The 14,078-nt window shown below is 68.9% G+C and carries 11 protein-coding genes and 1 pseudogene; 7 read left to right on the top strand and 5 right to left on the bottom strand.

Annotation, left to right across the window (positions count from 1 at the left end):
• Positions 1–12 precede the first annotated feature (12 nt).
• Positions 13–300, bottom strand: a complete 288-nt coding sequence (locus QUE79_RS20185) for a hypothetical protein (protein WP_286344624.1) — start codon at positions 298–300, stop codon at positions 13–15.
• A gap of 340 nt (positions 301–640) precedes the next feature.
• Positions 641–1,255, bottom strand: coding sequence for a TetR/AcrR family transcriptional regulator (locus QUE79_RS20180; protein WP_286344623.1), 615 nt, complete (start codon positions 1,253–1,255; stop codon positions 641–643).
• A gap of 129 nt (positions 1,256–1,384) precedes the next feature.
• On the opposite strand from QUE79_RS20180, the gene QUE79_RS20175 reads away from it, so the two are divergent.
• The 3 genes from QUE79_RS20175 to QUE79_RS20165 all read left to right on the top strand — a co-directional run bounded on the left by QUE79_RS20175 (position 1,385) and on the right by QUE79_RS20165 (position 6,315).
• The gene (locus tag QUE79_RS20175; protein WP_286344622.1) at positions 1,385–3,862 is read left to right on the top strand and encodes a beta-glucosidase family protein; all 2,478 of its coding nucleotides are present in this window, start codon (positions 1,385–1,387) and stop codon (positions 3,860–3,862) included.
• Between the two features lie 136 nt (positions 3,863–3,998).
• Positions 3,999–5,534 (top strand): MDR family MFS transporter, encoded by a 1,536-nt coding sequence (locus QUE79_RS20170; RefSeq protein ID WP_434011019.1) that lies wholly within the window; start codon positions 3,999–4,001, stop codon positions 5,532–5,534.
• Between the two features lie 91 nt (positions 5,535–5,625).
• Positions 5,626–6,315 (top strand): metal-dependent transcriptional regulator, encoded by a 690-nt coding sequence (locus QUE79_RS20165; protein ID WP_286344620.1) that lies wholly within the window; start codon positions 5,626–5,628, stop codon positions 6,313–6,315.
• A 33-nt stretch (positions 6,316–6,348) separates the two neighbouring features.
• Here QUE79_RS20165 and QUE79_RS20160 read toward each other — a convergent pair whose 3' ends face one another.
• The gene (locus tag QUE79_RS20160) at positions 6,349–7,665 is read right to left on the bottom strand and encodes a calcium:cation antiporter family protein (RefSeq protein WP_286344619.1); all 1,317 of its coding nucleotides are present in this window, start codon (positions 7,663–7,665) and stop codon (positions 6,349–6,351) included.
• A 418-nt stretch (positions 7,666–8,083) separates the two neighbouring features.
• The gene (locus QUE79_RS20155) at positions 8,084–9,235 is read right to left on the bottom strand and encodes a hypothetical protein (protein WP_286344618.1); all 1,152 of its coding nucleotides are present in this window, start codon (positions 9,233–9,235) and stop codon (positions 8,084–8,086) included.
• An 89-nt stretch (positions 9,236–9,324) separates the two neighbouring features.
• On the opposite strand from QUE79_RS20155, the gene QUE79_RS20150 reads away from it, so the two are divergent.
• Positions 9,325–9,762, top strand: a complete 438-nt coding sequence (locus QUE79_RS20150) for a MarR family winged helix-turn-helix transcriptional regulator (RefSeq protein ID WP_286344617.1) — start codon at positions 9,325–9,327, stop codon at positions 9,760–9,762.
• Positions 9,763–9,830: 68 nt separating this feature from the next.
• Entirely contained in the window at positions 9,831–10,607 is a 777-nt protein-coding gene (locus QUE79_RS20145) for a Pr6Pr family membrane protein (RefSeq protein ID WP_286344616.1), read from the top strand.
• On the opposite strand, the gene QUE79_RS20140 is transcribed toward QUE79_RS20145, so the two are convergent.
• Positions 10,541–12,025: an FAD-dependent oxidoreductase gene (locus QUE79_RS20140; protein ID WP_286344615.1), complete on the bottom strand. Its 1,485-nt coding sequence runs from the start codon at positions 12,023–12,025 to the stop codon at positions 10,541–10,543. The two genes, QUE79_RS20145 and QUE79_RS20140, sit on opposite strands and share 67 nt — an antisense overlap.
• Before the next feature lie 171 nt (positions 12,026–12,196).
• On the opposite strand from QUE79_RS20140, the pseudogene QUE79_RS20135 reads away from it, so the two are divergent.
• Positions 12,197–13,434, top strand: a pseudogene (locus QUE79_RS20135) (Nramp family divalent metal transporter).
• Between the two features lie 149 nt (positions 13,435–13,583).
• Positions 13,584–14,075, top strand: a complete 492-nt coding sequence (locus QUE79_RS20130) for a CarD family transcriptional regulator (protein ID WP_286344614.1) — start codon at positions 13,584–13,586, stop codon at positions 14,073–14,075.
• Positions 14,076–14,078: the final 3 nt, after the last annotated feature.

The following is a 14,078-nucleotide window of genomic DNA, read 5'->3' as shown; positions in this document are numbered from 1 at the left end:
GTCGAGGAGCCGTTACGCGGCGAACGCGAGTTCGCGCAGCTGCACGTCGTGCGCCTGCAGGATGGTCCGCGAGGGCTCGTCGCGCCAGCCGCGGCCGGGGATGACCCAGCCCTCGGCGCCGGAAGCGACGACGTGGGCGCCAGGGGCCACGTGGCCGCCGAGCTCGGTGCGGGCGATACGGACGACGAACTCGCGCTGGGCCTCGTCGGCGACGACGAACTCCACGAGGTTGTCATGGGTGAGGACGGGAGCCGTCGTGACGGTCCCGTCGATGGTGATGAGGGAAATGGTATTGTTCATGGTGCTGTCTTTCGATGCTGTGCGGCGAGTTCGTACGGGCGAAGGCCTCGTGCGGTTCGCACACGCCGTGTATCGACGTGCTGGATGAGGTCGTTCTGGTGAAGAACGGACCTGCGTGACTCGTTCGGAATGCGCCCTACAGGGAGAGCGGTACGAGTGGGTGGCCAAACTCGGATCTTCATTGGATCAGGGTCTGACGTCGGCATTCGAGCGAATAGATGGTTCGCTCTCAGAAAGCCAACGGTAAGACTATCACGAGCATTTTTCCAGGTCAAATGCGGAATGCCACTCACTTTGGGGGTGTCGAGCCCTCCGCCCACCGACCGAGTGGGGGATACCCCTAGCGTTCGTCGTGATCCGTCGAGGTCGGTTCTCGCGTCGACAGGAGGTCGACGACGGCGGCGTAGGTGGCGCGCATGTCGATCGTGCGGTCGTGCAGCCACTGGAGCTGGATTCCGTCGCTGACCGCGGTCAGCACCCGCGCGAACACGTCCGGATCGACGTCGCTGCGGACGGTTCCGGTCGATTGCCGCGCGCGGAGATCCGCCGCCAGGTTCTTCTCGAGGTCCGCGTAGCGCTCGGCGATGTAGTCGTGACCCGGATGCTCGTCCGACTCCGATTCGACGACGAGCCGAGAGAAGAGCTCGACGAGGCCGGGGACCTCGCGGTTGTGCTGCGCCGCGAACTCGAGGGCCGAGACGGCGTCGTCGTCGGCCGAGACGAGGCTGCTCACGTCGGCTTCGTCGCGCTCCTTCAGGACCTCGACCAGGAGTCCCTCCCGCGAGTCGAAGTAGTGCAGCACGCCGGCCTTGGTCAGGCCGACCGAGTCGGCGATCTCCTGCAACGACGAGTTGCGGTAGCCGCGTTCGGAGATCACGGTGAGGGCCGCCGCGAGGATCTCGCGCCTCTTCGCATCGCCCTTGGCGTACCGGCGGGTCGGGGCGTCATTGGTCACGCGGCCACGGTACCGCAGGGGCGCCGCGAACTTACCTACCGAAGGTAGGTTTTAGTGGTATCCTCGGGGAGCGCTCCAAGGACGGCGCGCGCCACCGACGGCGGTGGTACTCAGCACGAAAGGCACTCCATGTCGTACGACAGCGAAGAAGAAACCGCCCGTCTCGAAGAGCTCGTCGGCCGCTTGACCCTCGAGGAGAAGGTCCAGCTGCTCACCGGTCGAGACTTCTGGAACACGTGGCCCCTCGAGAAGATCGGTCTGCGCAAGATCCTGTTCTCGGACGGCCCGTCCGGAGTCCGCGGCGAGGTCTGGGACGAACGGTCCCCGTCGCTCAATCTCCCCTCGGCGACGGCGCTGTCGTCGTCGTGGGACACCAAGATCGCCGCGCGCTACGGCGCCGCGTCCGCCGTCGAGGCTCGTCGCAAGGGGGTCGACGCCGTGCTCGGCCCGACCATCAACCTGCACCGCTCGCCCCTCGGTGGCCGGCACTTCGAAGCCTTCTCCGAAGACCCGACGCTCACGGCCGAGCTGGCCGCCGCCTATGTCGCGGGCGTCCAGGAGAACGGCGTCGGCGCGACCCCCAAGCACTACATCGCGAACGACTTTGAGACCGACCGCTTCACCGCCTCCACCGAGGTCTCGGAGCGCGCCCTCCGCGAGCTCTACCTCCTCGCCTTCGAGAAGACCATCACCGAGTCGCACGCGTGGCTCGTCATGTCGTCGTACAACTCGATCAACGGCATCACCGCGACCGAGAACGAGCTGCTCGAGACACCGCTCAACTCCGAGTGGGGCTTCGACGGAGTGGTCATCAGCGACTGGACCGCGGTGCGCTCGATCGAGAGCGCCAAGCACTCACAGGATCTCGTCATGCCCGGCCCGGACGGCCCCTGGGGCGCTGCTCTGGTCGAAGCGGTCGAAGCGGGCGCGGTGTCGCAGGAGGCGGTCGATCGCAAGGTGGTGCGGATCCTGCGCCTCGCTGCTCGCGTGGGCGCCCTCGAGGGTTTCGCGCCCGTCCAGTCCGCCCCGGTGACCGTCGAAGACGGTGTCGCGTTCGCCCGCGAAGCGGAGGCGGCCGGCAGTGTCCTGCTCACGAACGACGGCGTCCTCCCGCTGGAGGCGGCGTCCCTGACCACCGTGGCGCTGATCGGGCACAACGCCCTCCAAGCGCGCACCCAGGGCGGGGGCAGCGCCACCGTCCTGCCCGAGAAGGTCGTCTCGCCGCTCGAGGGCATCACGAACGCGCTTCCCGGTGCTCGCGTCACCTACTCGATCGGCGCCGTCGTTCAGGAGGGCATCGCCGAGCTGCCGCTCGAGACGATCGTCAACCCGTCGACCGGTGAGCCCGGCATGCTGGTCCGCTTCCTCGACGAACGCGGAGACGAGCTGTTCCGTGAGGACCGCCGCGGCACCGCCCTCGTCTACTTCGGCGGCGACGCTCCGATCGACACCTCGCACGTCGCCGAGCTGACGACCACATGGACGCCGACGACGACGGGCGAAGCGCTCCTGGGCTTCGCCGCCGTCGGCCACGGCCGCATCGTCATCGACGGCGCCCTCGTCCGCGAAGAGACGTCGGGAGCCGCCGCCGGCACGGATCTCGGCGCTTCCCTGCTGGCACCGCCGTCGATCGTCGCGCCCGTCCAAGTCACGGCCGGCACACCCGTCGCCGTGAAGATCGAGTTCGACATGAAGTCCCGCGACGCGTCGATGGTGGGCGTCTGGAGCATCACCGTGGGCACCGAGGCCGACAGCTCGAACCCCGAGGGGCTGATCGCCGAGGCCGCGGCAGCCGCCGGCGACGCCGACCTCGCCATCGTCGTGGTCGGCACCAACTCTCGCGTCGAGTCCGAGGGCTTCGACCGGACGGATCTCGACCTCCCCGGCCGCCAGGACGACCTCGTCCGGGCCGTGCTCGCAGCCAACCCGAACACGATCGTCGTCGTGAACGCGGGCTCGCCCGTCGTCATGCCCTGGCGGGACGACGTCCGAGCGCTCCTCCTGACGTACTTCGGCGGGCAGGAGTACGGCAACGCGCTGTCCGACCTGCTGTTCGGCGCGGCCGAGCCGGGCGGGAGACTCCCCACGACGTGGCCTGCGGCCCTCGCCGACGTGCCGGTGCTCGACGTCACGCCGAAAGACGGAGTCGTCGCGTACGACGAGGGCATCCACATCGGCTACAAGGCCTGGTTGCGCTCGGGAGCGGTGCCGGCGTTCGAATTCGGTCACGGCCTGGGCTACACCACCTGGGAGCTCTCCGACCTGGCGGTCTCCGAGTCTCTCTCGACCTCCGCCCCCGCGTCGGTGTCCCTGACCGCGACGAACACAGGATCACGACCCGGCAAGCAGGTCGTGCAGGTCTATCTGGCGCGTCCCCAGACCGCGATCGAGCGACCCGAGCGCTGGCTCGCAGGCTTCGCCACCGTCGAGCTCGCCGCCGGCGCCTCGACCGTCGTCGAGGTGGCGCTCCCGGCCCGGGCGTTCGCCCACTGGGACGCGGGCTGGCAGTACGAGACGGGCGCGTTCGAGGTGCACGTCGGTACCTCGGTCACCCGGACTCCGCTGTCCGGGACGGTCGATTTCGTCTCGCAGGACGCCCTGGTCTGACCCGTTCTCCGGGAGCCCCGGTGTCGTCCTCGGACGGCACCGGGGCTCCCGCGTTAACAGCGTGTGAAGTCACGTGCGAATGTCGGTGGTCAGGGGAATACTGACCCGACGACGACGTTCGCTTCTGTACTGCTCCATGATCACCGTGAGGAACACTTCTTTGTCGAACGACACCACGACGGCACCCGCTGTCACCGCTGACTCCCGGGGCGCCTCGACGGCGCCCGCGCACGACCCCGACGCCGCGCGCAACCGCCTCGTCCTCGGGCTGCTCCTCGTCTCCGCCTTCGTGGTGATCCTGAACGAGACCATCATGAGCGTGGCGCTGCCCACGCTCATCATCGACCTCAAGATCTCCGCCGCGACGGCTCAGTGGCTCACCACGGGCTTCCTGCTCACGATGGCTGTCGTCATCCCGGTCACGGGCTTCCTGCTCCAGCGTTTCAACACGCGCCCCGTCTTCATCCTGGCGATGTCGCTGTTCAGCGCCGGCACGCTGGTGGCTGCCATCGCCCCCGGCTTCCCGGTTCTGCTGGTCGCGCGCGTCATCCAGGCGAGCGGCACGGCGATCATGATGCCGCTCTTGATGACGACGGCGATGACCTTGGTCGCTCCGGCGGCCCGGGGCCGCGTCATGGGCAACATCTCGATCGTCATCTCGGTGGCTCCGGCCATCGGGCCGACGATCTCCGGGCTGATCCTGAGCGCGCTCAGCTGGCGCTTCATGTTCGTCATCGTCCTCCCGATCGCCGTTGCCGCGCTGATCCTGGGCTCGATCAAGATGAAGAACGTCACCGTGCCGCGCAAGGTGCCGCTCGACGTGCTCTCGGTCATCCTGTCGGCCTTCGCCTTCGCGGGCCTGCTCTACGGGCTGTCATCGGTGGGCGAAGCCGCCTCGGGTTCCGACCAGCCCGTCACGCCGCTGGTTCCTGTGATCGTCGGCCTGGTCGCGCTCGCGCTGTTCGTCCTGCGCCAGACTCGGCTCGCGAAGAGCAAGCTGCCGCTGCTCGACCTGCGCACGTTCCTGTCGCGCACCTTCTCGATCTCGATCGCGATGATCGCGGTCTCGAGCATCGCGCTGTTCGGCTCGCTGATCATCCTGCCCATCTACATGCAGACGGTGCTCGGCTTCAACACGCTGACGACGGGACTCCTGCTCCTGCCCGGTGGCATCGTGATGGGCGTCCTGGCGCCGTTCGTCGGCCGCGTGTACGACCGCATCGGGCCGACGGCGCTGCTCGTGGTGGGCTCGATCCTCGTCAGCGGCGCACTCTGGGCGATGGCGATGGTCTTCCGCGTCGACACGCCGGCGTACATGATCCCGGTCATTCACATCGTGCTCAGCATCGGGCTCTCCATGACCTTCACACCGCTGTTCACGGCGTCGCTCGGTGCTGTGAAGCCGGAGCTCTACTCGCACGGCAGCGCGATCCTCAACACCGTGCAGCAGGTCGCCGCCGGTCTCGGCACGGCCCTGTTCGTGACGCTTCTGGCGACCGGGACCGCCAGCCGCATCGCGGCGGGCGCCAGCCAGGTCGACGCGACCATGACCGGCGTGCAGACGGCGTTCCTGGCCGGGGCGATCATCTCGCTGTTCACCATCGTGGCGAGCTTCTTCGTGCGCAAGCCGGCCGCTGTCGACGGTGCCCCGGCGCCCGTCGGCGGTCACTGACCTCCGCCCGTCGGCGGTGGCGGGTGCCGGGCCGGTGAATGCCGGGCCGGCTGGTCGCCGTGCCGCAGAGGGTGCGTCCTGGGCTTGGGGAATGGCAACCGAGCGCGTCGGCACGATGACCGAAGACTATGTCAAGGTCATCTGGAAGGCGCACGAGTGGTCGGGTGAGGGGCTCACGACCACTGAGCTCGCAGCCACCCTGGGGGTCGCGCCGTCGAGCGTGTCCGGCAACCTCAAGAAGCTCGCCCGCGACGGATTCCTCGACTACGAGCCGTACGGTCGCGCGACGCTGACCGCCTCGGGGCGGGCGGTTGCCGTCCAGGTCGTCCGGCGGCACCGCTTGCTCGAGACCTACCTGGTGGAGCACTTCGGCTACGCCTGGGACGAAGTCCACGACGAAGCCGAAGTACTCGAGCACGCCGTCTCCGATCGCCTCCTCGGCCGCATCGACGAAGAGCTCGGCTTCCCCGACCACGATCCGCACGGCGACCCGATCCCGCGCGCGGACGGCACCATCACGCACCCGTCCGGCCGGCGGCTGCACGAGCTGGCCGCTGGGTCGTCCGGCGACGTGGTCCGGGTGAGCGATCACGATCCTGCGCTGTTGAGGTTCCTCGGCACGCTGTCGATCCGCGTCGGCAGCCGAGTGCGTGTCGTCGAGCACCACGGCTTCGCGGGGAGCCTCCGCCTCGAACTGCTCGATTCCGCGGGAGGCTCGGTCGCCGCCACCGAGCTCGCGACCGTCGCCGCCAACGCCATCTGGGTGACGCCTGTCGCCTGACGGCTGCGGGACGCAGGCCGACGACGAACACCGCTACCGGGCGGACGCGTTTTCGAGCTCGCGGACCCGCTCGGCCGGGCCGTCGGCGATCGTGCCGGCTCGACGGAACGGTGCGCTGAGCGTCGGCAGGATGGCGCGCCGGTGGAGGACGAGCGCGACGGCCGCGACGACGATGTGGATCGTGCTCAGCACGTAGCGCCCCGTCTCGTCGGTGACGAAGAACTGCACGGCGAAGAGGGCGACGAGCGCGACCGCGGCCCAGCGGTTGAAGCGCAGAGCGATGATGATGGCGACACCCATCACGGTCTGCGACGCGGTGAGCACGAACTCCTCCACCTGGCGACCGTCGAGCGGCAGGGCGGTGCCGCCGCCGCCGAAGAAGTGCGCGATCGGCAGCGAGCCGACGAGGAGGGTCCACTGGTTGATCTTCGAGGCGATCAGGGTGCCGATGGCGGCGGCACCCTGGCCGCGGAGGGCGAACAGCACGGCGACGATGAACTCCGGCGCCTCGCTGGCGAGGGGAGCGAGCCACTGCACGAGGAAGTAGCTGTCGACGCCCAGCGCCGAACCCGACTTCACCAGGGAATCGGCGAACGGCTCGGCGGACGACAGGATGATCGCCGCCGACACGACGAACATCGACACGAACGTGATCTTCCGGGCCCGGGCCGGGAGGTTCGCGATGTGTGCGGCGGTGCCGACGAACTCGTCGTCTTCGTCGTGGTCGTTGGCCGCACGGCCGGCCTTCCAGAGGAAGGCGGCGAAGATCGCGATCAGCAGGATCCCGAACCAGATCGCGATCTGGCCGGTGAGAGGAATGAAGAAAGCCAGGACCGCGACGAGGGCGAGCACCCCGACGTCGAGTCGCGACGAGCCGGGAAGATCGAGCACGCGCGGGAGTGACTTTCCGCTGGCGCCACGAGCGGCGGCGGCCTTCCTGGCGACGAAGAGCGCGACGAAGACGACCAGGGGCCAGCCGAAGCCGAGCAGCAGTCGGTTGGAGCCGGTCATGTTGGCGGCGGCGAACTGCTCGTAGGCGGGGTCGGAGCCGGAGCGGAACGCGTAGTAGAGGTCGACGGCGTACTCGGGCAGCACCGCGATGAGGGCCAGGATCGCGATCGCGAGGGCGCCCGAGATGTCTTTCTGGGCCGCTTCGGCGGCCCAGGCCAGCATGAACGACGCGGCCACGACGGCGCCGCCGAAGACGAACAGGTCGAGCACCGGGTTGGGCGCAAAACCGGTGATGCGGAAGGCGATTGCCGGGCCGGCGACGGCGAGGCAGAGGACGATGCGCCGGATCAGGGGTGCGGGCAGAAACGCGCGCGGGCGAATGGAAGAGGAAAGGGACATGCGGACGTGCCTTCGGTCGGGGTCGAAGTCGTCCGGGCAGGGAGGAACTTCGGCCGTGGGGGCCGAAGGTCTCGTTCGCCTGCCGCTGTCTCGCCTGCAGGAGGTGCGCCGGGCTGGTCGTCGTGACCGCCAGTATGTCGACTCACCGTTTGGGAACTACTCCCCTTCGATTTCTCAAGCCTGGCACGCTCGTCAGCCGCCGCACCAGCTTTTCGGGAGCCCGAAATCGACATCACGTGTCGCCGTATTCGGCGGAGAGGGAATGCGTTGCGCCTGTCCGGCGATGTCCGGCAGGCGCAGTGCCATGCCCTAGGGGCCCCACCCTCTCCCGAAATCGAAGGGGATTTTCGTCCGACGACCGCCGCATCGCAGCGAAACCCGTGCGGGCGGAAGGATCCCCTTCGATTTCCGGCAGGGGTCAGGCGGCGATGACCGCCTCCTCCTCGCGCGTCGAGACCCGCTCGTCGGCGAGACGGACCCGGCGACGGCTCAGCAGGTGCGTCAGCAGCGTCAGTCCCAGCCCGACGGCGGCCCAGAGGCCGAGGCGCAGGATGTCGAGGCCGAAGGCGTGTCCTGGGAAGTACTGGATCGTCTGTGCCGCGTCGAGCCAGGCCGCGCCGTTCCAGAAGGTGTTGAGCCCGGCGAAGAACCCCGGCATCAGGTGGACGGCGAAGATCCCGCCGGACGAGGTGAAGTTGAGCATCACGAACATCAGGGTCAGGGCGGCCGTCGTCCAGTGGCGCAGGATCGGGTGAAGGCCGACTCCGATCAGGATGATCGCCAGCGAGTAGAGCCAGCCGACCGTCCAGATGCCCCAGACGTGGCCGTCGATCACGTGGAAGATCGGGCCGGCGACGGTCATAGCGATCCCCGCGACGACGCCCGACATGACGACCGAGGTGATGATCGACCAGCGGATGCCGAGGCGCGCGGCGAAGGCGGCGACGGCCGCGGCGGTGGCGTACGACCCGACGCTGAGCCCGACGAGCAGGAAGAAGAGCCCCTGGCCGGTCGAGTCGTGGGTGCCGGACGGGACGACGTCGACGACCGTGAAGGGCAGCTTCTCGGAGTAGGCGATCGGCAGGAAGACCTTCTCGGCGACGTTGGCGCTCGTCTCGGAGGCCGCCGTCGAGACGAGAAGGGTGGCTGAGGTCGCCGTGGGCAGATACGCGGCGGTGAGCGTGCGGTTCTCGATCAGGGTGCGCGCCCGCGCCTCGGTGTCGACGGTGCGCACGGAGAGGGCGCCGGGATCCTGATCGCTCAGCGTCTGCGCGAAGACCTGCGTCTGAGCGCTCGTCCCGACCACGGCGACGGGCAGGTCGTGCGGTGTCGGCTGGTGGAAGGCGCCGAGATACGCCATCGACATGCCGACGGCCAGGAAGAGCGGCACGAGGACCGCGAGGCCGAAGGCGCGGAAGACGGCCGCCGGAGTGCCGAGAAGGGTGCGCGGCCCCGGCCTCGTGGCAGGGAGCTGGCGGTGACTGCCCGCGTGATCCTGCTGCTCGGGAGCCGGTGCGGGGCGGAGTGCCACCTGCTGCAGGGATCGGGTGGGGGACGTGTCTGTGGTCACCACGGGCCTTTCGCGTGATTGGGGGAAGACGTTAGTGTTGCATTATGCAACATGGAGAAAGCGTACACCCGATCGATAAACTCCTCGGCATGGAGTCCGGTCGCCAGCAGCGGATGGGAGTCGTCTACACGCAGATGGAGACGATCTCGAGGCGCGCCGTCGCTCGCAACCGGCGGGCGTCCGCTCCGCTGACGGTCGTCCAGCACACGCTGCTGACCTTCATCGCCGCAACGCGCGACTGCCGGGCCATCGACATCGCCCACTCGATGCGGCTCAACCGATCGACCGTCTCCCGACAGGTCGGCGACCTGCAGGAGCTGGGGCTGGTCGAGATCGCGACCGCGCCCGTTCCGGGAACGAGCCGCGGGCAGATCCTGGTGCTCTCCCCGCGGGGACGAGAGCTCCTCGAGTCGTCGACGCGCGCCAACCAGCGCGAGCTCGAGCGGCGTCTCGCCGACTGGAGCGACGACGAGATCGACCGCCTCGCCAGGGGGCTGCAGCGCTTCAACGCGGTCGACGACGCGTGACGCCGGCGACGGGTCGCCCGTCGCCACCATCTCGCTCCCGGGCGTTCTCGCTACTGTCGTTCGGGTAGGTGGCGGCCCCGGTCGCCGAGACGGACGACTCGGGAGCGGGTGAGGCGGTGCACACCACCCTGTCGTTCCGCCTGTTCGGAATCCTCCGGCTCATCGCAGCCGCCGTCGGCATCGTGGCGCTCGTCGCCAACTTCCAATACGTGCTCGGCTTCTCGACGTTCGCGACGGTCAACTACTTCAGCTACTTCACGCAGCAGAGCAACCTGGTGAACGTCGTCATCCTCGTGGTGTCGGGCGTCCTGACCTTTCGGGGTCGTAGCGACCCTCGGTGGTTCGCGGCGCTGCACGCGATCGTGACCTGCTACGTCATGGTGTCGGGGATCGTGTTCGCCGTGATCGTGTCGCAGTCGGCGAGCCACCACTACTCGCTGGCGTTCCCGCCCTCGAGTCAAGTGCTCCACTTCTGGCTGGCCGGCTACGTGCTGCTCGACTGGGTGTTCGCGCCGGGCCGGACGCCCGTGCGGTGGCGGACGCTGTGGCTGGTGCTCGTCTACCCGCTGGTCTGGGGCTTCTTCACGCTCGATCGCGGGCGTGACGTGCGCTGGTACCCGTACTTCTTCCTCGATCCTGCGCAGGTCAGCCCGAGGCAGTTCGCCCTCTACAACGGGATCGTCCTCGTGATCTTCCTCGCCGTCCTCTGCGGACTGATCGGCCTCAGTCGACTCCGGCCGTCGCACCTGCTGCGGCACCGGATCGCGAGCCCTCCGGCTCACGGAGCCGGGCTCGACGACGGTGTCGGTGTCGGCGACGCGGTCGACGGGGCGAGATCGAAGTAGGACGAGATGCTCGCCACGGCGGCGGCGACCGCTTCGCCGTCTCCGAGCTTCCCGATCTTCGTCGCCGCCGAGCCACCGGTCAGGGCGACCAGGATCGGCGAACCGGTCGCCGGCTCGAGATTGAGCCAGATCTTGTAGGTGGCCGAGTCGTCGAGCACCGCCCAGACGGTCGCGTCGCTCGACCAGAGCTTCTCGTCGAAGCGCAACCACAGGACGTCCTGGACGCCCACGCCGAGCGCGTCGATCGAGGCCAGCTGCGCTGCCGGAAGGGCCGGGACGAAGACGATCTTCTTCTTCTTGAGCACGCCGAGGGGAATGGTCGAGACCACCCGATCGGCCGAGAGCGATTCGCCGGTGACGAAGCGAAGCCCGATGCCCTGGTTGCCGTAGTCGATCTGGGTGACGTTGCTGCCGCGCAGCACGTCGAGGTCTTTCAGCTGGGCGGTGACGTAGTCGCCGAAGCCTTCGGTCACGAGGTGAGCGCCCTGGGGGAGCGGCTCCTCGTCGAGGACGCGTGCCGAGAGCGCGCTCGGGCCGGCTCCGAAGCGGGCAGGCAGAGCGTCCGTGAGGAGGAACGCCAGGCGGTCGGCATCGGAGACGCCGGTCGCGTCTGCCGTCGTGCCGAGTCGCGCGGCAGCGCCCGATCCGGTCAGCGCCGAGCTCACCGTGACCTCCTGGGACTGCCTCTCCGCCCACGCGTAGGCGCTCGCCAGCGCGGTCGTGATCGCAGCGGTGGTCGGCAGCGGGCTCGTCCGTCCGTCGAGGCTGGCGGTTCCGGAGGCGGCGAGCTCGACCGTGCTGACCCCCTCGGCGGCGAGGAGGGACTCGAACGCCGACGCCCCGTCGCCGAACAGCGTCGAGACCCCGAGCTGCACCTCGATGGGCCAGTCGTCCGACTCGTACGACGCGATCCTGCCCCCGACCCGGTGACGGGCCTCGACGACGACGACGTCGAAGCCCTGATCGGCCAGAGCGCGGGCAGCCGTCGCTCCGGCCATGCCGGCGCCGATGACCGCGATGCGCTCGCCGGAGCCCGCCACGGCGGCCACCTGCGCCGCGGCCGCGAGACCGGAGGCGTGAGCGCCCATCACGGTGCCGGGGTCGGTCTCGGCGACCGCCTCGCCGGCGAAGAAGACCTTGTCGTCGAGGGGTGTGCGGAGGGTGGACCGGTCGTCGTCGGTCGAGTCGGCGGTCAGGAAGCTCGACGAGCCGTAGGCGTAGGGGTCGGTGCCCCACGTGCTGCGTCGGAACGCGCTCGGCTTCGGCCCGGTGGCCGTCGGGGTGGGCGTCGGCGTCGGTGAGGGGCTGCGGGTGGCCGTCGCACTCGGCTTCGGCGCAGGATCGGTGCAGGCCGACAACAGCAGGACGCCCGCTCCGCTGAGGGAGCCCGTCAGGAAGAGCCGCCGGCTGATGGACATGGTCTTGTCATTGTGTCAGCCCTGGCCCGAGCGGGGCCGGGAGGCGAGGTGCACGTCTGTCGGCGGCACCCTCTACTCTGGCAATCCAGACGTTCGAGGCACCGCGACGACGACGAGGCTGCGACGACGAGGCTGCGACGACGACGAGGCTGCGATGACCAGGAGGCCGCGATGACGACCCAGGCGCCACCCGGTCACGCGCCGAGCCCCGCGACCACCGCCCGCGTCGTCACGCTGCTCGGCCCGGCGCTCGTCGCGGGTGTCGCCTACCTCGATCCGGGCAACGTCGCCAGCAACATGACGGCGGGCGCGCTGTTCGGCTACCTGCTCGTCTGGGTGGTCATCGCCGGCAACGCGACGGCGTGGCTCATCCAGTACCTCTCCGCCAAACTCGGCATCGCCACCGGCGCCAGCCTTCCCGAGCTCCTCGGCCGCCGTCTCTCGCAGCGCTGGGTGCGGCGCGCTTTCTGGCTCCAGGCCGAGATCGTCGCCATGGCCACCGACATCGCCGAGGTGATCGGCGGCGCCATCGCCCTGGGCCTGCTCTTCGATCTCCCGCTCATCGTCGGCGGCCTGATCACCGGCGTCATCTCGCTCTGTCTGCTGCTGCTCCAGAGCCGCGGCCGCGCTCAGGTCTTCGAGCGGATCATCACGGCGATGGTCGTGCTCATCGCGATCGGCTTCTGCGCGGGGCTCGTGGCCGCGCCGCCCGAGTGGGCTGGCGTCGCATCGGGGCTCGTCCCGCAGTTCGACGGCTCCCGATCGGTGCTGCTGGCGGTCTCGATCCTGGGTGCCACGATCATGCCGCACGCCATCTACGCGCACTCGGCTCTGGCGCGCGACAGATTCGCGGGCTCCTCCACGCGCCGCGGCTGCTGCTGCGGGCGACGAAGATCGACGTGACCGTGGCGCTCGTCGTCGCGGGAACCGTCAACGTCGCGATCCTGCTCGTCGCCGCCGGCACCCTACGCGGCGTCTCCGGCACCGACACCCTCGAGGGGGCCTACGCCGCGCTGCTGACCCACCTCGGCCCGGTCATCGCGACGCTCTTCGCGATCGGGCTCTTGGCCTCCGGCCTTGCTTCGACCTCGGTCGGCGCCTACGCGGGGTCTGAGATCATGCACGGCCTGCTGAACGTCCGTGTCCCGATCCTCTATCGCCGGATCGTCACGCTGCTGCCGGCGCTGGCTCTTTTGGCCTTCGGCGCCGACCCCACCGCCGCGCTCGTGCTGAGTCAGGTCGTCCTGTCGTTCGGCATCCCGTTCGCCCTCGTACCGCTCGTGCTGTTCACGGCGTCGCGCGCCACGATGGGCGACCTGCGCAACCGCTGGCACACGACCGCGCTGGCCGCCGTGGCAGCCGTCGCCCTGATCACGCTCAATGTCGTGCTGCTGGTGCTGGTCTTCTGATCCTGCCCGGCGTGTTCGCTGACAGGTGTCGCCCGGGTCGGGGCCGCGGCATCATACAACGCTTTTATCGGGTAGAATGATAAGACTGCCGAGATGATGCCCGGCATTGGTCTACGCACTCAAATCAAAAGAACATGAGGCACTACTAGATGATTTTCGAAGTAGGGGAGACCGTCGTGTACCCCCACCACGGCGCTGCAACCATCACCGCGGTCAAAACCCGCACCATCAAAGGCGTCGAGAAGAAATACATCACCCTCAACGTCCACGCCAGCGATCTGATGATCGAGTTGCCGGTCGACAACGTCGATCTGGTCGGTGTCCGCGACGTGATCGACGCCAAGGGCGTCGAGGCGGTGTTCGAGGTTCTGCGCAGCGACCACGTCGAAGAGCCGGGCAACTGGTCGCGCCGCTTCAAGGCGAACACCGAGAAGATGGGTTCCGGCAGCGTCTACAGCGTCAGCGAGGTCGTCCGCGACCTCTGGCGTCGCGACCAAGACAGCGGCGTGTCGGCCGGTGAGAAGCGGATGCTCCTCAAGGCCCGCCAGGTCCTGATCTCCGAGCTCGCGCTCGCCCAGAAGTCCACCGACGAAGAGGCTTCGGCCGTCCTCGACGAGGTGCTGGCGGCCGTCACCGTCTAGCGG

The sequence above is a fragment of the Frondihabitans sucicola genome (assembly GCF_030296615.1).
GTDB lineage: Bacteria > Actinomycetota > Actinomycetes > Actinomycetales > Microbacteriaceae > Frondihabitans > Frondihabitans sucicola.
The sequence above is the reverse complement of the archived record's forward strand: the minus strand, read 5'-3'. Positions and strand labels throughout refer to the sequence as shown.